Source organism: Pseudomonas sp. MWU12-2037 (assembly GCF_023242345.1).
In the GTDB taxonomy this organism is placed as follows: Bacteria; Pseudomonadota; Gammaproteobacteria; order Pseudomonadales; family Pseudomonadaceae; genus Aquipseudomonas; species Aquipseudomonas gingeri_D.
In genome coordinates, this window is sequence record NZ_JALLIZ010000009.1 from 243,879 (window position 1) to 261,412 (window position 17,534).

At 63.3% G+C, this 17,534-nt stretch carries 20 protein-coding genes; 13 read left to right on the plus strand and 7 right to left on the minus strand.

All coding sequences use genetic code 11. The features are described 5' to 3' along the window. Positions 1-8 precede the first annotated feature (8 nt). From M5B42_RS18645 to pilG, 4 genes are read right to left on the minus strand one after another with little or no spacing between them, the layout of a single operon-like run. Positions 9-2,066: a methyl-accepting chemotaxis protein gene (locus M5B42_RS18645; RefSeq protein ID WP_103494424.1), complete on the minus strand. Its 2,058-nt coding sequence runs from the start codon at positions 2,064-2,066 to the stop codon at positions 9-11. Positions 2,067-2,069: 3 nt separating this feature from the next. Next, positions 2,070-2,621 carry a chemotaxis protein CheW gene (locus tag M5B42_RS18650; protein ID WP_103494425.1) on the minus strand — a complete coding sequence of 184 codons (552 nt, stop codon included), beginning with the start codon at positions 2,619-2,621 and terminating at the stop codon, positions 2,070-2,072. Positions 2,622-2,633: 12 nt separating this feature from the next. Beyond that, positions 2,634-2,999 (minus strand): twitching motility response regulator PilH, encoded by a 366-nt coding sequence (gene pilH / locus M5B42_RS18655; protein ID WP_103494426.1) that lies wholly within the window; start codon positions 2,997-2,999, stop codon positions 2,634-2,636. 45 nt (positions 3,000-3,044) lie between these two features. Beyond that, the gene (pilG, locus tag M5B42_RS18660) at positions 3,045-3,452 is read right to left on the minus strand and encodes a twitching motility response regulator PilG (protein ID WP_100944626.1); all 408 of its coding nucleotides are present in this window, start codon (positions 3,450-3,452) and stop codon (positions 3,045-3,047) included. A gap of 251 nt (positions 3,453-3,703) precedes the next feature. Between pilG and gshB the strand changes: the two genes are divergently transcribed. The 7 genes from gshB (at position 3,704) to M5B42_RS18695 (ending at position 9,556) form a co-directional block, all read left to right on the plus strand. Further along, a complete protein-coding gene (gshB, locus tag M5B42_RS18665; RefSeq protein ID WP_100944625.1) occupies positions 3,704-4,657 on the plus strand; it encodes a glutathione synthase in 954 nt (317 codons plus the stop codon). A gap of 77 nt (positions 4,658-4,734) precedes the next feature. Beyond that, positions 4,735-5,634, plus strand: a complete 900-nt coding sequence (locus tag M5B42_RS18670) for an energy transducer TonB (RefSeq protein ID WP_103494428.1) — start codon at positions 4,735-4,737, stop codon at positions 5,632-5,634. 52 nt (positions 5,635-5,686) lie between these two features. Beyond that, positions 5,687-6,256, plus strand: coding sequence for a YqgE/AlgH family protein (locus M5B42_RS18675; RefSeq protein WP_103494429.1), 570 nt, complete (start codon positions 5,687-5,689; stop codon positions 6,254-6,256). Continuing rightward, a complete protein-coding gene (gene ruvX / locus M5B42_RS18680) occupies positions 6,256-6,696 on the plus strand; it encodes a Holliday junction resolvase RuvX (RefSeq protein WP_103494430.1) in 441 nt (146 codons plus the stop codon). Before M5B42_RS18675 ends, ruvX begins: the two co-directional genes overlap by 1 nt. 67 nt (positions 6,697-6,763) lie before the next feature. Further along, the gene (pyrR, locus tag M5B42_RS18685) at positions 6,764-7,270 is read left to right on the plus strand and encodes a bifunctional pyr operon transcriptional regulator/uracil phosphoribosyltransferase PyrR (protein ID WP_152736827.1); all 507 of its coding nucleotides are present in this window, start codon (positions 6,764-6,766) and stop codon (positions 7,268-7,270) included. Positions 7,271-7,283: 13 nt separating this feature from the next. Next, positions 7,284-8,288, plus strand: a complete 1,005-nt coding sequence (locus M5B42_RS18690; RefSeq protein WP_103494432.1) for an aspartate carbamoyltransferase catalytic subunit — start codon at positions 7,284-7,286, stop codon at positions 8,286-8,288. Beyond that, complete coding sequence (locus M5B42_RS18695; RefSeq protein ID WP_177100994.1) at positions 8,285-9,556, plus strand: dihydroorotase; 1,272 nt, start codon at positions 8,285-8,287, stop codon at positions 9,554-9,556. Before M5B42_RS18690 ends, M5B42_RS18695 begins: the two co-directional genes overlap by 4 nt. 208 nt (positions 9,557-9,764) lie before the next feature. Here M5B42_RS18695 and M5B42_RS18700 read toward each other — a convergent pair whose 3' ends face one another. Further along, positions 9,765-10,184, minus strand: coding sequence for a TM2 domain-containing protein (locus M5B42_RS18700; RefSeq protein WP_152736825.1), 420 nt, complete (start codon positions 10,182-10,184; stop codon positions 9,765-9,767). A 252-nt stretch (positions 10,185-10,436) separates the two neighbouring features. Between M5B42_RS18700 and M5B42_RS18705 the strand changes: the two genes are divergently transcribed. Next, on the plus strand, positions 10,437-11,090 hold the full coding sequence (locus M5B42_RS18705; protein ID WP_103494435.1) for a C40 family peptidase: 654 nt from the start codon (positions 10,437-10,439) through the stop codon (positions 11,088-11,090). A 179-nt stretch (positions 11,091-11,269) separates the two neighbouring features. On the opposite strand, the gene M5B42_RS18710 is transcribed toward M5B42_RS18705, so the two are convergent. Together M5B42_RS18710 and M5B42_RS18715 are read right to left on the minus strand one after the other, a co-directional pair. Then, positions 11,270-12,376, minus strand: a complete 1,107-nt coding sequence (locus M5B42_RS18710) for a PilT/PilU family type 4a pilus ATPase (protein ID WP_248746685.1) — start codon at positions 12,374-12,376, stop codon at positions 11,270-11,272. A gap of 64 nt (positions 12,377-12,440) precedes the next feature. Beyond that, positions 12,441-13,475 (minus strand): type IV pilus twitching motility protein PilT, encoded by a 1,035-nt coding sequence (locus M5B42_RS18715; RefSeq protein ID WP_103494437.1) that lies wholly within the window; start codon positions 13,473-13,475, stop codon positions 12,441-12,443. A gap of 56 nt (positions 13,476-13,531) precedes the next feature. Between M5B42_RS18715 and M5B42_RS18720 the strand changes: the two genes are divergently transcribed. The 5 genes from M5B42_RS18720 (at position 13,532) to metW (ending at position 17,524) form a co-directional block, all read left to right on the plus strand. Beyond that, positions 13,532-14,218 (plus strand): YggS family pyridoxal phosphate-dependent enzyme, encoded by a 687-nt coding sequence (locus M5B42_RS18720; protein WP_152736823.1) that lies wholly within the window; start codon positions 13,532-13,534, stop codon positions 14,216-14,218. Positions 14,219-14,251: 33 nt separating this feature from the next. Further along, positions 14,252-15,070, plus strand: coding sequence for a pyrroline-5-carboxylate reductase (gene proC, locus M5B42_RS18725; RefSeq protein WP_248746686.1), 819 nt, complete (start codon positions 14,252-14,254; stop codon positions 15,068-15,070). Positions 15,071-15,088: 18 nt separating this feature from the next. Then, the gene (locus M5B42_RS18730) at positions 15,089-15,679 is read left to right on the plus strand and encodes a YggT family protein (RefSeq protein WP_248746687.1); all 591 of its coding nucleotides are present in this window, start codon (positions 15,089-15,091) and stop codon (positions 15,677-15,679) included. A 77-nt stretch (positions 15,680-15,756) separates the two neighbouring features. After that, positions 15,757-16,896, plus strand: a complete 1,140-nt coding sequence (locus M5B42_RS18735; RefSeq protein WP_248746688.1) for a homoserine O-acetyltransferase — start codon at positions 15,757-15,759, stop codon at positions 16,894-16,896. Positions 16,897-16,903: 7 nt separating this feature from the next. Beyond that, entirely contained in the window at positions 16,904-17,524 is a 621-nt protein-coding gene (gene metW, locus M5B42_RS18740) for a methionine biosynthesis protein MetW (RefSeq protein ID WP_103494442.1), read from the plus strand. Positions 17,525-17,534: the final 10 nt, after the last annotated feature.

Here is a 17,534-nt window from a genome sequence, read left to right on the forward strand (position 1 = left end):
CGACTCCACTAACGGGTTTCACGCGCATCTTGCGCAGCAGGCAGGGTAAAGCCGGAGACCGAGCGCCGCAGCTGGCTGGCCATTTTCGCCAGGTTGCCGATGCTGTCGGCGGTGGCGGTCGAGCCCGACGAGGTCTGGGTGGTGATCTGTTGGATCACGTTCATGGTCAGCGAGATCTGTCCCGCCGACGTGGTCTGTTGCTGGGCCGCGTTGGAAATGCTCTGGATCAAGGCCGCCAGGGTCTTGGAGACCCCTTCGATTTCTTCCAGGGCAACCCCGGCATCCTGGGCCAGCCGCGCGCCGCGCACCACTTCGGTGGTGGTCTGCTCCATGGAGATCACCGCCTCGTTGGTGTCGGTCTGGATCGCCCGCACCAGGGTTTCGATCTGCCGGGTCGCCGCCGACGAACGTTCCGCCAGGCGCTGGACCTCATCGGCCACCACCGCGAAACCGCGCCCGGCATCGCCGGCCATGGAGGCCTGGATCGCCGCATTGAGGGCAAGGATATTGGTCTGGTCGGCAATGTCGTCGATCAGGCTGACGATATCGCCGATTTCCTGGGAAGACTCGCCCAGGCGCTTGATCCGCTTGGCGGTGTCCTGGATCTGTTCGCGAATATTGTCCATGCCGTGGATGGTGTTGTGCACCACCTCGTTGCCCTTGTTGGCGATCTCCACCGAACGCTCGGCCACCGCCGACGATTCGGCGGCGTTGGCCGAGACCTGGTCGATGGACTCGGCCATGTCGCTGATGGCGGTGGACGCTTCGGAAATCTGCTGGGCCTGGTGCTCGGAGGCCTCGGCCAGTTGCATGGCGGTGGCCTGGGTTTCCTGCACGGCGGCGGCGACCTGGCCGGCGGTGAGGTTGATGGTGGCCACCAGATCCCGCAGCTGGTCGACGGAATAGTTGATGGAGTCGGCAATGGTCCCGGTGAAATCTTCCGTGACGGAAGCGGTCACGGTCAGGTCGCCGTCGGCCAGGTCTTCGATTTCATCCAGCAGGCGCATGATCGCGTGCTGGTTGCGCTCGTTCTTTTCGGCGGTCTCGTGCAACTGGCGATTGGTCTCGCGGACCATCACCAGGCCGATCAGGATGATCGAGGCCAGGGCCAGCAGGCCGAGGACATAACCGCCGATAGTGTCCAGGGAGCGTTCGCCGGCGAGGTTTTCAAAACCGTTGGCCAGGTGCGAGGCTTCGTCCAGCAGGGTTTGCGACAGGCTGAAGATATTCCCGGCCGACTCGCGAACCTGGAACAGCTGCGGTGAGGTTTCGAGGATTTCATCCACGGAGCCTGAGACGAATTCGAACAGTTCGGCGATATCCCCCAGACGGGCGCGGGCGTCCTTGTCTTCGACCTGGGTGATTTTCAGCGCCGCATTGCCCTGGAGCATGCCGTTGAGCACCTGGCCGAAACGGGCGGCGTCACGACCGAAGGCATCGGCGGCCTGGGACGAGGTTTCGTCGCCGGCCAGCACCGTGTTCACCGCGCCGAGGATCCGCTCGGCCAGCAACGACTGGCGCTGGGCCATGGCCACCTGGGCCGCCGGGGCGCCGCGTTGCAGGAGAATCTCCACGACCTTTTCATATTCGACCTGCAACTGCGGCACGGTTTCGGCCAGGGTCGCGGCCACCTGATGCAACGACAGCACGGTCTGTTCGCTGGCGAGGATGGCATCGGTGTTGCGCAGCAGGTTTTCCCAATCCTGCTGCACGGCGTGCATTTCCGTACGCACGGCGGGCGGCGCGGCGGGCAGGCCAGTGGCCGGGTCGCCTTTTTTCAGGTAACCCCAGCGTTGGGCGAAGTCGTTGCGCGCGTCGCTCAGCAACTTGAACGCCGCGGCCTTGCCGGAAGCCGCTTCCGTGGCGTTCTTGGCGATACGCTGGGACAGCACCCGCAGCTCGCCGGCATGGCTGATGTATTGCTTGTCGTAGGTGGACTGGGTGTTCAGGTAGGCGAAGTTGGCGAACAACAGCATGATGAACACGATCAGGGCGATAAACAGCACGATGATCTGCGAACGACTGCGCGAAGCCTCCAACGGCTTGCCGGTTTTAGCGTTTGTCATCGATCAGGCCCCTGCCTGTAAGGCTACATCCAGAAACCCCGGCGCCTGCGCCAGGGCAAACGGGCTGAACACCCACCAACTGCGTTCACGCTCGAAACGGCCCTGGACAAAGGGCGCCACCGCCGCATCCGGCGGCTGGACCGAAAGGCCCTGCTGCCCGCCCTGGGGAAAGTGCTGCAAACCGGCCACTTCGTCCACCATCAGGCCGGCGAACACGTCCTTGTATTCCACCACCAGTACCCGCCGCTGTTTGCGCAACGCGGACAGCTCATGGCCGAAAAACCCACACAGGTCCATGATCGGCAGCAGGCGCCCACGCAGGTTGGCCACGCCCTTGACCCAGGGTTTCACCCCCGGCAACAGGGTGTGACGCGGCTCATGCAGGACTTCGCCGACTTCGCCCATCGGCGCCACATACCAGTGCTCGCCGAGGCGAAAGCCGATACCGCTCCAGGTGTCCTGGCGGGCCTGTTGCGACGGCAGGTCGGCCGCCAACAGGCGACAGCGCTGGTCGATTTCCAGCAGCAGCTGGAAGGCAGTCTGCGACGGGCTCATGGGCGCGGGCCGTCAGCCGGCGAGGACGCTGTTCAGGGTCTTGATCAGGGTGTCTTCTTCCACCGGTTTGGTCAGGTAGTCGCGAGCGCCCTGGCGCGTGCCCCAGACCTTGTCGGTTTCCTGATCCTTGGTGGTGATGATGATCACCGGGATATGGCTGGTTTCACTGTCTTTGGTCAGCTGCCGGGTGGCCTGGAAGCCATTGAGGCCCGGCATGACGATGTCCATCAGGACCGCGTCGGGCTTTTCCTGGCGGGCCAGGGCCACGCCGTCGGCACCGTTTTCGGCCTTGAGCACTTCATGACCGTGCTTCTCCAGCATGGTGGTCAGTTTGTACATTTCAGTCGGCGAATCATCGACGATCAGGATACGTGCCATGGTGTTCCCCACTGCTTATAAGGCGGGCGGCCAGGCGGCCGACCGTCAATGTGCTTGTTCTACCGCCGCGAACCCCGGCACATGGGCCTTGATCGCGGCCAGCAGTTCTTCCTTGCTGAACGGCTTGGTCAAAAACTGATCGGAACCGACGATACGCCCCTTGGCCTTGTCGAACAGGCCGTCCTTGGAGGACAGCATGATCACCGGCGTGGACTTGAACGCACGGTTGTTCTTGATCAGGGCGCAGGTCTGGTAGCCATCCAGGCGCGGCATCATGATATCGACGAAGATGATACCCGGATGGTGATCGGCGATCTTGGCCAGGGCATCGAAGCCGTCGATGGCCGTGATCACTTCGCAACCCACGTGTTTCAACAGCGTCTCGGCGGTGCGACGAATCGTCTTCGAGTCGTCGATGACCATCACTTTCAAGGCTGTGGAATGCTGTTCCATATCTGCTCTACCATCGCCACAGCGACTCGATTGACTGCATTTAAGCGCTTTCCAGGCGCGAAGCCCTTGATGTGTAAGCGCTTCGAGCGGCATGCGAGCCTTTTTAGCACAGTCTCAAGATGCAATCTATCAACCGCCCCCGGCCCCACCCGGACAGGCGGTTTTTCCTTGACCGGGAATCGGTGTAGCGCCACTCTGACGCCACTTTTTCAAGTCATTTCGGCCATCACGGCCCATAGAGGATATAGCCCATGAGCGTTCGTCTCGGGATTGTCATGGACCCCATTGCCAACATTTCCTATAAAAAGGACAGTTCCCTGGCGATGTTGCTGGCCGCCCAGGCGCGCGGCTGGACCCTGTTCTACATGGAACAGCAGGACCTGTACCAGGACGCCGGCGTGGCGCGGGGGCGCATGCGTCCACTGAAAGTGTTCGCCAACCCCGAGCACTGGTTCGAGCTGGAAGCCGAGACCGACACGGCCCTGAGCGACCTGGACGTGATCCTGATGCGCAAGGACCCGCCCTTCGACATGGAGTTCGTCTACTCCACCTACCTGCTGGAACAGGCCGAGCGCGCCGGGGTGCTGGTGGTCAACAAGCCGCAGAGCCTGCGCGACTGCAACGAAAAGCTCTTCGCCACCCAGTTCCCGCAGTGCACCCCGGCCACCGTGGTCAGCCGTCGCGCCGATGTGTTGCGCGAGTTTGCCGCCAAGCACGGTGACGTGATCCTCAAGCCGCTGGACGGCATGGGCGGTACTTCGATCTTCCGCCACCGGGTCGGCGACCCGAACCTGTCGGTGATCCTCGAGACCCTGACCGCCCTGGGCAGCCAGCAGATCATGGCCCAGGCCTACCTGCCGGGAATCAAGGACGGCGACAAGCGCATCCTGATGGTCGACGGCGAGCCGGTGCCCTATTGCCTGGCGCGGATCCCGGCAGCCGGTGAAACCCGTGGCAACCTGGCCGCCGGCGGTCGCGGCGAAGCCCGTCCGCTGACCGACCGCGACCGCTGGATCGCCGCCCAGGTCGGCCCGACCTTGCGGGAAAAAGGCCTGTTGTTTGTCGGCCTGGACGTGATCGGCGAGCATCTGACGGAAATCAACGTCACCAGCCCGACCTGCATCCGCGAGATCGACAACGCCTTCGGCACCGACATCGGCGGCCTGCTGATGGATGCCATTGAGCGCAAGCTGCAAGCCCGTTGATGTAGAACAGCCGAGAAAAAGCCAACATTGCGTTATCATTCCGCGCTTTCGATACATGCGATGTTGGTTTCCTGGTCATGACGCTTCCCGCCGATCTGCCTCCCGAACTTTCCCGCCCCGGCGTACGCCCGGCGGATCGGCTTGGCTTCACGCTTTTCCTGGCGGCGCTGATCCACCTGGCGCTGCTGCTCGGCGTGGGCTTCAGCGTCGTCGAGCCCAAGCAGATCAGCAAGACCCTGGAAATCACCCTGTCCACCTTCAAGAGCGTGAAACCGCCGGAAAAGGCTGATTTCCTCGCCCAGGACAACCAGGAAGGCAGCGGCACCCTGGATAAAAAGGCGATACCCAAGACCACCGAGGTCGCGCCGTTCCAGGACAACAGCATCAATGAGGTCACCCCGCCGCCACCGGCCAAGCAGGAAGTAACCGAAGCGGCACCGAAGGCGGTGGTCACCACGGTGGCGCCGAAGCCGAAGAAAGCCGTGATCAAGCATGAACAGGTCAAGACCGAGGCGGCGCCCCAGCAACCGGCACCGACCTTCGACAGCTCGCAGCTGTCCAGCGACATCGCCAGCCTTGAAGCGGAACTGGCCAAGGAACAACAGTTGTATGCCAAGCGCCCGCGGATTCATCGCTTGAGCGCGGCCTCGACCATGCGCGACAAGGGCGCCTGGTACAAGGATGACTGGCGCAAGAAGGTCGAGCGCATCGGCAACCTCAATTACCCCGAAGAAGCCCGTCGCCAGCAGATCTACGGCAATTTGCGGCTGATGGTCTCGATCAACCGCGACGGCTCGCTGTATGAAGTGCTGGTGCTGGAATCCTCCGGGCAGCCGCTGCTGGACCAGGCGGCGCAGCGGATCGTGCGCCTGGCGGCACCGTTCGCGCCCTTTACCGGCGATCTGTCGGACATCGACCGCCTGGAGATCATCCGCACCTGGCGTTTTTCCCGGGGCGACAAGCTTTCCAGCAACTGAATCGCGCCTACACCGCTTGTCAGGTCGCCCGCCCACGGCCACACTAGGGCTCATGAAAAACCTCACCCCGACGTACCTCAAGCATCATTTCCTGATCGCCATGCCGCATATGGCCGACCCGAATTTCGCGCAGACGGTGACCTATATCGTCGAGCACAGCGCGAACGGTGCCATGGGGCTGGTGATCAACCGCCCGCAAGCGCTGAGCCTGGCCGATATCCTCGAACAACTGCGCCCGGACATCGAGCCGCCAGCCCTCTGCCAGCATGTGCCGATCTATACCGGCGGTCCGGTGCAGACCGACCGCGGGTTTGTCCTGCACCCCATCGGCCAGACCTACCAGGCCACCGTCGAACTGGAAGGCCTGGCGCTGTCCACGTCCCAGGATGTGCTGTTCGCCATTGCCGACGGTGAAGGCCCATCCCGCAGCCTGATCGCCCTCGGCTACGCCGGTTGGGAAGCCGGGCAACTGGAAGCGGAACTGGCCGACAACGCCTGGCTGACCTGCCCGTTCTCCCCGGACATTCTCTTCGAAACCGACAGCGACGCCCGCCTCGCTGCCGCCGCCGCGCACCTGGGGATCAACCTCAGCCTGCTCACCAGCCAGGCGGGCCACGCCTGATGGCCGCCATCCGCCTGCTGCTGGGTTTCGACTACGGCACCAAACAGATCGGCGTCGCCGTCGGCCAGATGATCACCGGCCAGGCCCGTGAGCTCTGCACCCTGAAGGCGCAGAACGGGATTCCCGACTGGAACCAGGTCGAAGCCCTGATCAAGGAATGGAAACCCGACGCCGTGGTGGTCGGCCTGCCGCTGAACATGGACGGCACCCCCAGCGACATGTGCGCCCGTGCGGAGAAATTCGCCCGCCGGCTCAACGGTCGCTACAACCTGCCGTTCTTCACCCAGGACGAACGCCTGACCACTTTCGAAGCCAAGGGCGAACGCATGGCCCGTGGCGGCCAGAAAGGCACCTATCGCGACAACCCGGTGGACGCCATCGCCGCCAAGCTGCTGCTGCAAAGCTGGATCGAAGAACACCCGACACCTGCCGAGTCCTGAACAGCGGCGCTGCCCGAACCTCTTACCCTCGCCTTGATCCCCCGCAAGGGCCCTTGAAGGAGCAACCATGAGCCTGCCCAATCCCGCCGACCTGATCAGCCAGATGGCCGTCGATCTCAACGCCCACCTGAGCAAGCGCGCCATTGTCGAACCGCGCTTTATCGGTATTCGTACCGGCGGCGTGTGGGTGGCCCAGGCGCTGCTCAAGGCCCTGGATAGCACATCGCCCCTGGGCACCCTGGATGTGTCCTTCTACCGCGACGACTTCAGCCAGAACGGCCTGCACCCGCAGGTGCGCCCGTCCGAGCTGCCGTTCGAGATCGAAGGCCAGCACCTGGTGCTGATCGACGACGTGCTGATGAGCGGCCGGACCGTCCGCGCGGCCCTCAACGAACTCTTCGACTACGGCCGCCCGGCCAGCGTGACGCTGGTCAGCCTGCTGGACCTTGATGCCGCCGAACTGCCGATCCGTCCCGATGTGGTCGGTGCAACACTGTCGCTGGCTCCCACGGAACGGGTAAAATTGTCCGGCCCCGCGCCGCTCCAACTTGAACTTCAAGACCTCGCCCTTTAAAGAGTCCCTTGCGATGACGCCTCTAGACGCCAAGCGCCCGCTGCAGCTCAATGATCAGGGCCAGCTACGCCACTTCCTCTCGCTCGACGGCCTGCGCCGCGAGCTGTTGACCGAAATCCTCGATACCGCCGACTCCTTCCTCGAAGTCGGCGCCCGGGCGGTAAAGAAAGTCCCGCTGCTGCGCGGCAAGACCGTGTGCAACGTGTTCTTCGAGAACTCCACCCGTACCCGCACCACCTTTGAAATGGCCGCCCAACGGTTGTCGGCGGACGTGATCACCCTGAACGTGTCCACGTCCTCGGCGAGCAAGGGTGAAACCCTGCTCGACACCCTGCGCAACCTCGAGGCCATGGCCGCCGATATGTTCGTCGTGCGTCACGGCGAGTCCGGCGCCGCGCATTTCATCGCCGAACACGTCTGCCCCCAGGTGGCGGTCATCAACGGCGGCGACGGCCGCCACGCGCACCCGACCCAGGGCATGCTCGACATGCTGACCATCCGTCGGCACAAGGGCGGCTTCGAAAACCTCTCGGTGGCCATCGTCGGCGACATCCTGCACTCGCGGGTGGCCCGTTCGAACATGCTGGCGCTCAAGACCCTGGGTTGCCCGGATATCCGTGTGATCGCGCCGAAAACCTTGCTGCCGATCGGCATCGAGCAATACGGGGTGAAGGTCTACACCGACCTGGCCGAAGGCCTGAAGGACGTCGACGTGGTGATCATGCTGCGCCTGCAGCGTGAACGCATGACCGGCGGCCTGCTGCCCAGCGAAGGCGAGTTCTACCGCCTGTTCGGCCTGACCACCGCGCGCCTGGCCGGCGCCAAGCCGGATTGCATCGTCATGCACCCGGGCCCGATCAACCGTGGCGTGGAAATCGAATCGGCGGTGGCCGACGGCCCCCATTCGGTGATCCTCAACCAAGTCACCTACGGCATCGCCATACGCATGGCCGTGCTGTCCATGGCCATGAGCGGGCAGACTGCCCAGCGCCAATTCGACCAGGAGAAGGCCAAGTGAAACTCAGCATACTCGGCGCCCGCGTCATCGACCCGAGCAGCGGCCTGGATCAAGTGACCGACCTGCACCTGGAAGCCGGCAAGCTGATTGCCATCGGCGCCGCCCCGGCGGGTTTCGCCGCCGTCGACGTGATCGATGCCAAAGGCCTGGTGGCCGCTCCCGGGCTGGTGGACCTGAACGTCTCCCTGCGCGAGCCGGGCTACAGCCGCAAGGGCAATATCGCCAGCGAAACCCGCGCGGCCGCAGCCGGCGGCGTCACCAGCCTGTGCTGCCCGCCCAAGACCAAACCGGTGCTGGACACCTCGGCGGTGGCCGAACTGATCCTCGACCGTGCCCGCGAAGCCGGCAACACCAAGGTGTTTCCTATTGGTGCCCTGAGCAAAGGCCTGGAAGGCGAACAGTTGGCCGAGCTGGTGGCCTTGCGCGATGCCGGCTGCGTGGCGTTCGGCAACGGCCTGGAGAGCTTCCGCAACACCCGCACCCTGTGCCGGGCGCTGGAATATGCGGCGACGTTCGACCTGACGGTGATTTTCCACTCCCAGGACCATGACCTGGCCCATGGCGGCCTGGCCCATGAAGGCCCGACCGCCAGCTTCCTCGGCTTGTCGGGGATTCCGGAAACCGCCGAGACCGTAGCCCTGGCCCGGGACCTGCTGCTGGTGGAGCAGAGCGGCGTGCGCGCGCACTTCAGCCAGCTGACCAGCGCGCGCGGCGTGGCCCTGATCGCCCAGGCCCAGGCCCGTGGCTTGCCGGTGACCGCCGATGTGGCCTTGTACCAGCTGATCCTGACCGACGAAGCGCTGATCGACTTCTCCAGCCTTTATCACGTGCAACCGCCGCTGCGCACCCGCGCCGACCGCGACGGTTTGCGCGCTGCGGTGAAATCCGGGGTGGTGAGCGCCATCTCCAGCCATCACCAGCCCCATGAGCGCGATGCCAAGCTGGCGCCGTTCGGCGAGACCGAGCCGGGCATCAGCAGCGTCGAGCTGTTGCTGCCGCTGGCGTTGACCCTGGTGGAAGATGGCCTGCTGGACCTGCCGACCTTGCTGAAGCGCCTGAGCGCCGGTCCTGCCGAGGCTTTGCGCCTGCCGGCGGGCAAGCTGGCGGTGGGGGCGGCGGCGGATCTGGTGCTGTTCGATCCGAGCACCTCGACCGTGGCCGGTGAGCACTGGTTGTCCAAGGGCGAGAACTGCCCGTTCCTCGGCCATGCGTTGCCGGGAGCGGTGCGTTATACGCTGATGGATGGGCGGATCACACACCAGGCGTGATCCAGTATTTGTAGGAGCGGTGCTTGTCGGATCGCCGCACCGCCGCGAAGCTTTTAGCGTCCTTAAAACCGCCTTCGCGGGCAAGCCCTGCTCCTACAGATTTATGTCGTACACCAGATTGATATTCGACGAAGAACTGTAGGAGCAGGGCTTGCCCGCGAAGAGGCCCTTGAGGTCGCCACCCCCCCCAGAGAAAAGGGATTCGACCTCAACCCCGCCCGCTGTTCCTCAGCGACACCTGGTCATTCAGTGTCCAGAAGTCATACAGCACGCCAAGCCCCAGCAACCCGCCCGTCAGCAGATAAAGCAGCCCGGTCAGCCATTTGCCCTGGTACATCCGGTGAATACCGAACAACCCCAGGAACGTCAGCAGCAACCAGGCGACGTTATAGTCCAGCGGCCCGGCGGTAAAACGCAGATCCGCCTCGCGGTCCATGCCCGGAATCAGGAACAGGTCGATCAACCAACCGATCCCCAGCAACCCGAAGGTAAAAAACCAGATCGTCCCGGTAACCGGCTTGCCGTAATAGAAGCGGTGAGAACCGGTAAAACCAAAAATCCACAGCAAATACCCGAGTAAAACGTTGTGGGTATTCGCCGGTGTGCCGTCCTGCCGATAGCTGTTCATCAACGCCTTCTCCGAGCTCGATAGATAAATATTTCGTAAAACCGTGTGACTTTTTTACTGTCTCAAAACATGTAACAAACCCTTACCGAAAATCGCTGAAAGCCTTGTGGGGCCTGACTTTCACGTGACTCGTGGGTCGGATTTCACAGCCGCAGGCCACTTTAAACCCCTGTATTGATTCGACAAACGGGCCCAGAAGTGACCAAAAAGCTGTTATAAAGTTGCGCGATTACCTATTTAGAGCCTTGCCTAATGCGACCATTTTTCAAGACATGGCTAACCATCTGCCTATTAATGCCACTGGCCGCCCACGCCACCAACCGTGAGCAACGTCTTCCTTCCGTCAACGGTCACACTGCCAAATCACCGGCTACCGTTGCCCATGCTACCGATCTGACCGCCCCTGTGGTCAAGCGCCCTGGCAAGCACGGCAGCCATGGCAAAGCCCGCCATGATAGCGTGGTGGCCATCAATCCGGCCGCACCGAACGCCAAGCAGAGCAGCGCCGTGCTCAGCCGTGCGGTGAACGTGTTGGGTACGCCCTATCGCTGGGGCGGCAGCAGCCCGAGCAAGGGCTTCGACTGCAGCGGCCTGGTCAAGTATGCCTTCAACGGCGTAGCGGCCAGTGATCTGCCGCGCACGTCCAATGCCATGGCCGCCGGCCACGGGCAGAAAGTCGCGCGCAAGGACCTCAAGCCGGGCGACCTGCTGTTCTTCACCCTCAAGAGCCGCAAGGTCAACCACGTGGCCATCTACCTGGGCAACGACCGGTTTATCCACGCACCGCGTCGCGGCAAGTCGGTGACCATCGACACGCTGAAGAAGCCGTACTGGGACAGCCATTACGTGATTGCCAAGCGCGTGATCCCGAAAGAGCAGAACCATATGCGGGTTGTGCAGCGCTGATTGGATTCGTGGTGCACCTGTGATGCTTTGGGCGCTCTCGAGGGCCTCTTCGCGGGCAAGCCCTGCTCCTACAGTGTTGGGTCGTTTACAAAATCGGTGAACGACGACGTACTGTAGGAGCAGGGCTTGTCGGGTCGCCGCACCGCCGCGAAGGCGTCAGAACAGCCACCACAAAGCTCCTAGGCCGGCCCCAGGCTCAAGCTATCCGCCCCCGCACCACCCGCCCCCTTCTCCAACTTGATCATCAGCCGCAAGTCATTGGCTGAATCCGCATACGCCAATGCATCGCGGTAGCTGATCACCCCCTCCTGATGCAATGCATACAACGCCTGGTCCAAGGTCTGCATCCCCTGTTCGGTCGAGCGTTTCATCAACGCCTTGAGCTCCTTGATCTCGCCCTTGCGAATCAGGTCGGCCATCAGCGGCGTATTCAGCAGCACTTCCACCACCGCCCGCCGTCCCTGGCCATCCCGGGCCGGAATCAACTGCTGGGCGACAATCGCCCGCAGGTTGAGGGACAGCTCCATCCAGATCTGCGGGTGCCGGTCCACGGGAAAGAAGTTGATGATCCGCTCCAGCGCCTGGTCGGCATTCGGCGCATGCAGGGTCGCCAGGCACAGGTGCCCGGTTTCCGCGAACGCCAGCGCATGGCCCATGGTCTCCCGGGTGCGCACTTCGCCGATCATGATCAGGTCCGGGGCCTGGCGCAGGGTGTTTTTCAGCGCCACCTCGTAGGAATCGGTGTCGATCCCCACTTCGCGCTGGGTAATGATGCAGTTCTGGTGTTCATGAACAAACTCGATGGGGTCCTCGACCGTGACGATATGGCCGCTGCCCTGCTGGTTGCGGTGGCCGATCATCGCTGCCAGGGTGGTCGACTTGCCGGTGCCGGTGGCCCCGACCAGCATCACCAGCCCGCGCTTGAGCAGTGCCAGTTGCTCGATGATCGGCGGCAGCTTCAGCGTGGCCAGCTCGGGAATCCGCGTCTCGATGCGCCGCAACACCATGCCCGGTTGGCTGCGCTGGTAAAAGGCGCTGACGCGGAACCGGCCAATGCCCTTGGGATGGATGGCGAAATTGCATTCGTGCAGGTGGATGAAGTCGAGCTTCTGACGTTCGCTCATCAGGCCGAACACCGCGTCCTGGGCCTGTTCCTGGGTCAGCGGGACGCGGGTCACCGGCAGGATCTGGCCGTTGACCTTGAGCGACGGCGGCAGGCCCGGGGTGATAAACAGGTCGGAAGCGCCCTTCTCGACCATCAGGCGCAGCAGTTTCTCGAACTCCATGGCTTCTCCGCGTCGAATCAGGCACACACCTGTGTGACAGCGTAGAAGCTCACGGGGGTTCGCGTCAGAAGTTGTCCGGGATCTTCGCCTTCTCCCGGGCATTGTCGCGGGTGATCAGGCCCTTGGTCAGCAGTTCCTTGAGGCACATGTCCAGGGTCTGCATGCCCAGCGAACCGCCGGTCTGGATCGAGGAGTACATCTGCGCCACCTTGTCCTCGCGGATCAGGTTCCGGATCGCCGGGGTGCCGAGCATGATCTCGTGGGCGGCGATACGCCCGCCGCCGACCTTCTTCAGCAGGCTCTGGGAAATCACCGCCTGCAGGGATTCGGAGAGCATCGAGCGAACCATCGACTTCTCCTGCGCCGGAAACACGTCGACCACCCGGTCGATGGTCTTGGCCGCCGAGGTGGTGTGCAGGGTGCCGAACACCAGGTGACCGGTTTCCGCGGCGGTCAGCGCCAGGCGGATGGTTTCCAGGTCACGCATCTCGCCCACCAGGATCACGTCCGGGTCCTCCCGCAGGGCCGAACGCAGGGCCGCGGAGAAACTCTGGGTGTCGCGATGCACTTCACGCTGGTTGACCAGGCACTTCTTCGACTCGTGGACGAATTCGATCGGGTCCTCGATGGTCAGGATATGGTGATGCTTGTTGTTGTTCAGGTGGTCGATCATCGCCGCCAGGGTGGTCGACTTGCCCGAACCGGTCGGCCCGGTCACCAGCACCAGCCCGCGCGGCACCTCGGTGATCTTGCGGAACACCTCGCCCATGCCCAGGTCGCTCATGGTCAGGACTTTCGAGGGAATGGTCCGGAACACCGCGCCCGACCCGCGGTTGTGGTTGAAGGCGTTGACCCGGAAGCGCGCCACGCCCGGCACTTCGAAGGAGAAGTCGGTCTCCAGGAACTCCTCGTAGTCCTTGCGCTGGCGGTCGTTCATGATGTCGTAGATCAGGTCGTGGACCTGCTTGTGGTCCAGCGCCGGCAGGTTGATCCGCCGTACATCGCCGTCGACCCGGATCATCGGCGGCAGGCCCGCCGAGAGGTGCAAGTCCGACGCACCCTGTTTGGCGCTAAAGGCCAGCAGCTCGGTGATATCCATGAGGCTCCCCAATACAGGTAGAATGCCGCAGACTTTTGACCTGCTGGCGAATTTGAATGACCACGATAGCAGACAACATCACCACCGTTGCAGCCCGCATCGCTGCCGCCGCACAGGCCGCCGGCCGCGACAGCGCCAGCATCGGCCTGCTCGCCGTGAGCAAGACCAAGCCCGCCGCCGCCGTGCGCGAAGCCCATGCCGCGGGCCTGCGGGACTTCGGCGAGAATTACCTGCAGGAAGCCCTGGGCAAACAGGCCGAATTGACCGACCTGCCCTTGTGCTGGCACTTTATCGGCCCCATTCAATCGAACAAGACTCGCGCCATCGCCGAGCATTTCGATTGGGTGCACTCCGTGGATCGCCTGAAAATCGCACAACGCCTGTCCGAACAGCGCCCGGCTGACCTGGCGCCGCTGAATATCTGCATCCAGGTCAATGTCAGCGGCGAGGCCAGCAAGTCCGGCTGCACCCCGGCCGACCTGCCGGCCCTGGCCGCAGCCATCAGCGCCTTGCCGAACCTGAAGCTGCGCGGGCTGATGGCGATCCCCGAACCGACCGAAGAGCGTGCCGAACAAGACGCCGCGTTCGCCACCGTGCGGACTTTGCAAGACAGCCTCAACCTGCCGCTCGACACACTTTCCATGGGCATGAGCCACGATCTCGAGTCGGCCATTGCCCAAGGCGCCACCTGGGTGCGGATCGGTACCGCGCTGTTTGGCGCCCGCGATTATGGCCAGGCCTGACATGGCCTCACACACTCGTCTTAAGGATCCGTCATGAGCAAGAATCGAATCACTTTCATCGGCGCCGGCAACATGGCGGCCAGCCTGATCGGCGGCCTGCGTGCCGAGGGCCTGGACGCCGCGCTGATTCGCGCCAGCGATCCCGGCGCCGAGACCCGCGCCCGGGTCCAGGCCGAACACGGTATTGAAGTGTTCGCCGACAACGCCGAGGCCATCCTCGGCGCGGATGTGGTGGTGCTGGCGGTCAAGCCGCAAGCCATGAAGGCCGTGTGCGAAGCCTTGCGTCCCAGCCTTAAGCCCAATCAGCTGGTGGTGTCGATTGCCGCCGGTATCACCTGCGCGAGCATGAACAACTGGCTGGGTGAGCAGCCGATCGTGCGCTGCATGCCGAACACCCCGGCGCTGCTGCGCCAGGGCGTCAGCGGCCTGTTCGCCACCGCGCGGGTGTCCGCCGAACAGCGCCAACAGGCGCAAACCCTGCTGTCGGCCGTCGGCAGCGCCTTCTGGCTGGACGAAGAACAGCAACTGGACGCGGTGACCGCCGTGTCCGGCAGCGGCCCGGCGTACTTCTTCCTGCTGATCGAAGCCATGACCGCCGCCGGCGAGAAACTTGGCCTGCCCCGTGACATCGCCAGCCAACTGACCCTGAAGACCGCCCTGGGCGCCGCCCATATGGCCGTCTCCAGTGACGTCGAGGCCGCCGAGCTGCGCCGTCGCGTGACCTCGCCGGCCGGCACCACGGAAGCCGCGATCAAGACATTCCAGGCCGGCGGCTTCGAAGCCCTGGTAGAAAAGGCGCTTGGCGCCGCCGCCCACCGTTCGGCCGAAATGGCCGAGCAACTCGGTCAGTAATCCTCGAGGGAACCCTTAATGTTTGCATTAAATAGCGCTGCCATTTTTGTCATTCAAACCCTGGGCAGCCTGTATCTGTTGGTGATTCTGCTGCGTTTCATCCTGCAACTGGTCCGGGCCAACTTCTACAACCCGCTCTGCCAGTTCACCGTGAAAGCCACGCAACCCCTGCTCAAGCCCCTGCGCCGGATCATTCCAAGCCTGTTCGGCCTGGACATGTCCTCGCTGGTGCTGGCGATTGTCGTGCAGATGCTGCTGATGGCGGTGATCCTGCTGCTCAGCTACGGCGTCACCGGCAATATCGCCTACCTGCTGATCTGGGCGGTCATCGGCATCACCTCGCTGTTCCTCAAGGTGTTCTTCTTCGCCATGATCATCAGCGTGATCCTTTCCTGGGTCGCGCCCGGCAGCCATAGCCCGGCGGCCGAGCTGGTATACCAGATCAGCGAACCGGCCCTGGCGCCGTTCCGCAAGATCGTGCCGAACCTGGGTGGCCTGGATATCTCGCCGATCCTGGCGTTCCTGGTGATCCAGTTGATCCAGAGCTATGTGATTCCGCCGCTGGCGGTCATGAGCGGCATGCCGGAAGTGCTGTTCCGCTTGATCTGATCAACTGTGGGAGCGGCGCTTGCCGCTGCTCCCCCCGCTCATTAGACTTACGCCTCATTCAAGCGTGAGCAGGGTCGATGTCCACTGTCTTTCCCCACGATTCCGTCGGGCTGGTCGTGCCGCAAACAGCACATTTCAGCGAGCCCCTGGCCCTGGCCTGCGGCCGTTCCCTGCCGGCCTACGACCTGATCTACGAAACCTACGGCACCCTCAATCCCGCGGCGAGCAACGCCGTGCTGATCTGCCATGCCCTTTCCGGCCATCACCACGCCGCCGGTTTCCACAGCCCCGACGAGCGCAAGCCCGGCTGGTGGGACAGCTGCATCGGCCCCGGCAAGCCCATCGACACCAACAAGTTCTTTGTCGTCAGCCTGAACAACCTTGGCGGCTGCAACGGCTCCACCGGCCCGAGCAGCATCAACCCCGAGACCCGCCGTCCCTTCGGCGCCGATTTCCCGGTGTTGACCGTGGAAGACTGGGTCCACAGCCAGGCCCACCTCGCCGACCGCCTGGGCATCGGCCAATGGGCCGCGGTGATCGGCGGCAGCCTGGGCGGCATGCAGGCCATGCAATGGAGCATCACCTTCCCCGATCGCGTACGCCATTGCGTCGCCATCGCCTCGGCCCCCAAGTTGTCGGCGCAGAACATCGCCTTCAACGAAGTGGCGCGCCAGGCAATCCTCACCGATCCGGAATTCCACGGCGGCTCGTTCCAGGAAAAAGGCGTGATCCCCAAGCGCGGCCTGATGCTGGCGCGCATGGTCGGGCACATCACATACCTGTCCGATGACTCCATGGGCGAGAAATTCGGCCGCGGCCTCAAGAGCGAAAAGCTCAACTACGACTTCCACAGCGTGGAGTTCCAGGTCGAGAGCTACCTGCGTTACCAGGGCGAGGAGTTTTCCGGGCGTTTTGACGCCAACACCTACCTGTTGATGACCAAGGCCCTGGACTACTTCGACCCGGCGGCCAACTTCAACGATGACCTGGCGCGAACCTTCGCCGGTGCCACGGCCCGCTTCTGCGTGATGTCCTTCACCACCGACTGGCGTTTCTCGCCGGCCCGCTCGCGGGAAATCGTCGATGCGTTGATGGCCGCGCGCAAGGACGTCTGCTACCTGGAAATCGACGCACCACAAGGCCATGACGCCTTCCTGATCCCGATCCCGCGTTACCTGCAGGCGTTCGGCAACTACATGAACCGAATTACGCTGTGAGGACGCCATGAGAGCCGACCTGGAAATCATCCAAGACTGGATCCCCGCCGGCAGCCGCGTGCTCGACCTCGGCTGCGGCGACGGCGAACTGCTGGCCTGGCTGCGGGACAACAAGCAGGTCACCGGCTACGGCCTGGAAAACGACCCGGAGAACATCGCCACCTGCGTGGCCAAGGGCATCAACGTCATCGAGCAGGACCTGGACAAGGGCCTCGGCAACTTTGCCAGCAACAGCTTCGATATCGTGGTCATGACCCAGGCCCTGCAAGCCGTGCACTACCCGGACAAGATCCTCGACGAAATGCTCCGGGTCGGGCGCCAGTGCATCATCACCTTCCCCAACTTCGGTCACTGGCGCTGCCGCTGGTACCTGGCGAGCAAGGGTCGGATGCCGGTTTCGGAATTCCTCCCGTACACCTGGTACAACACGCCGAACATCCACTTCTGCACCTTCGAGGACTTCGAGGCACTGTGCCGCGAGCGAACCGCCAAGGTGATCAACCGGCTTGCCGTGGATCAACAGCACCGCCATGGGTGGGCCAGTAAGCTATGGCCTAATCTATTAGGTGAGATCGGCATTTATCGCGTCAGCAGCCCAGGTCTCAGCGATCACCAGATCGCGGTATAAACCGCACTGT

Coding starts and splice junctions, on each gene's coding strand:
- M5B42_RS18645 (WP_103494424.1), bottom strand. CDS start 2,066: ATGACAAACGCTAAAACCGGCAAGCCGTTGGAGGCTTCGCGCAGTCGT.
- M5B42_RS18650 (WP_103494425.1), bottom strand. CDS start 2,621: ATGAGCCCGTCGCAGACTGCCTTCCAGCTGCTGCTGGAAATCGACCAG.
- pilH (WP_103494426.1), bottom strand. CDS start 2,999: ATGGCACGTATCCTGATCGTCGATGATTCGCCGACTGAAATGTACAAA.
- pilG (WP_100944626.1), bottom strand. CDS start 3,452: ATGGAACAGCATTCCACAGCCTTGAAAGTGATGGTCATCGACGACTCG.
- gshB (WP_100944625.1), top strand. CDS start 3,704: ATGAGCGTTCGTCTCGGGATTGTCATGGACCCCATTGCCAACATTTCC.
- M5B42_RS18670 (WP_103494428.1), top strand. CDS start 4,735: ATGACGCTTCCCGCCGATCTGCCTCCCGAACTTTCCCGCCCCGGCGTA.
- M5B42_RS18675 (WP_103494429.1), top strand. CDS start 5,687: ATGAAAAACCTCACCCCGACGTACCTCAAGCATCATTTCCTGATCGCC.
- ruvX (WP_103494430.1), top strand. CDS start 6,256: ATGGCCGCCATCCGCCTGCTGCTGGGTTTCGACTACGGCACCAAACAG.
- pyrR (WP_152736827.1), top strand. CDS start 6,764: ATGAGCCTGCCCAATCCCGCCGACCTGATCAGCCAGATGGCCGTCGAT.
- M5B42_RS18690 (WP_103494432.1), top strand. CDS start 7,284: ATGACGCCTCTAGACGCCAAGCGCCCGCTGCAGCTCAATGATCAGGGC.
- M5B42_RS18700 (WP_152736825.1), bottom strand. CDS start 10,184: ATGAACAGCTATCGGCAGGACGGCACACCGGCGAATACCCACAACGTT.
- M5B42_RS18705 (WP_103494435.1), top strand. CDS start 10,437: ATGCGACCATTTTTCAAGACATGGCTAACCATCTGCCTATTAATGCCA.
- M5B42_RS18710 (WP_248746685.1), bottom strand. CDS start 12,376: ATGGAGTTCGAGAAACTGCTGCGCCTGATGGTCGAGAAGGGCGCTTCC.
- M5B42_RS18715 (WP_103494437.1), bottom strand. CDS start 13,475: ATGGATATCACCGAGCTGCTGGCCTTTAGCGCCAAACAGGGTGCGTCG.
- M5B42_RS18720 (WP_152736823.1), top strand. CDS start 13,532: ATGACCACGATAGCAGACAACATCACCACCGTTGCAGCCCGCATCGCT.
- proC (WP_248746686.1), top strand. CDS start 14,252: ATGAGCAAGAATCGAATCACTTTCATCGGCGCCGGCAACATGGCGGCC.
- M5B42_RS18730 (WP_248746687.1), top strand. CDS start 15,089: ATGTTTGCATTAAATAGCGCTGCCATTTTTGTCATTCAAACCCTGGGC.
- M5B42_RS18735 (WP_248746688.1), top strand. CDS start 15,757: ATGTCCACTGTCTTTCCCCACGATTCCGTCGGGCTGGTCGTGCCGCAA.
- metW (WP_103494442.1), top strand. CDS start 16,904: ATGAGAGCCGACCTGGAAATCATCCAAGACTGGATCCCCGCCGGCAGC.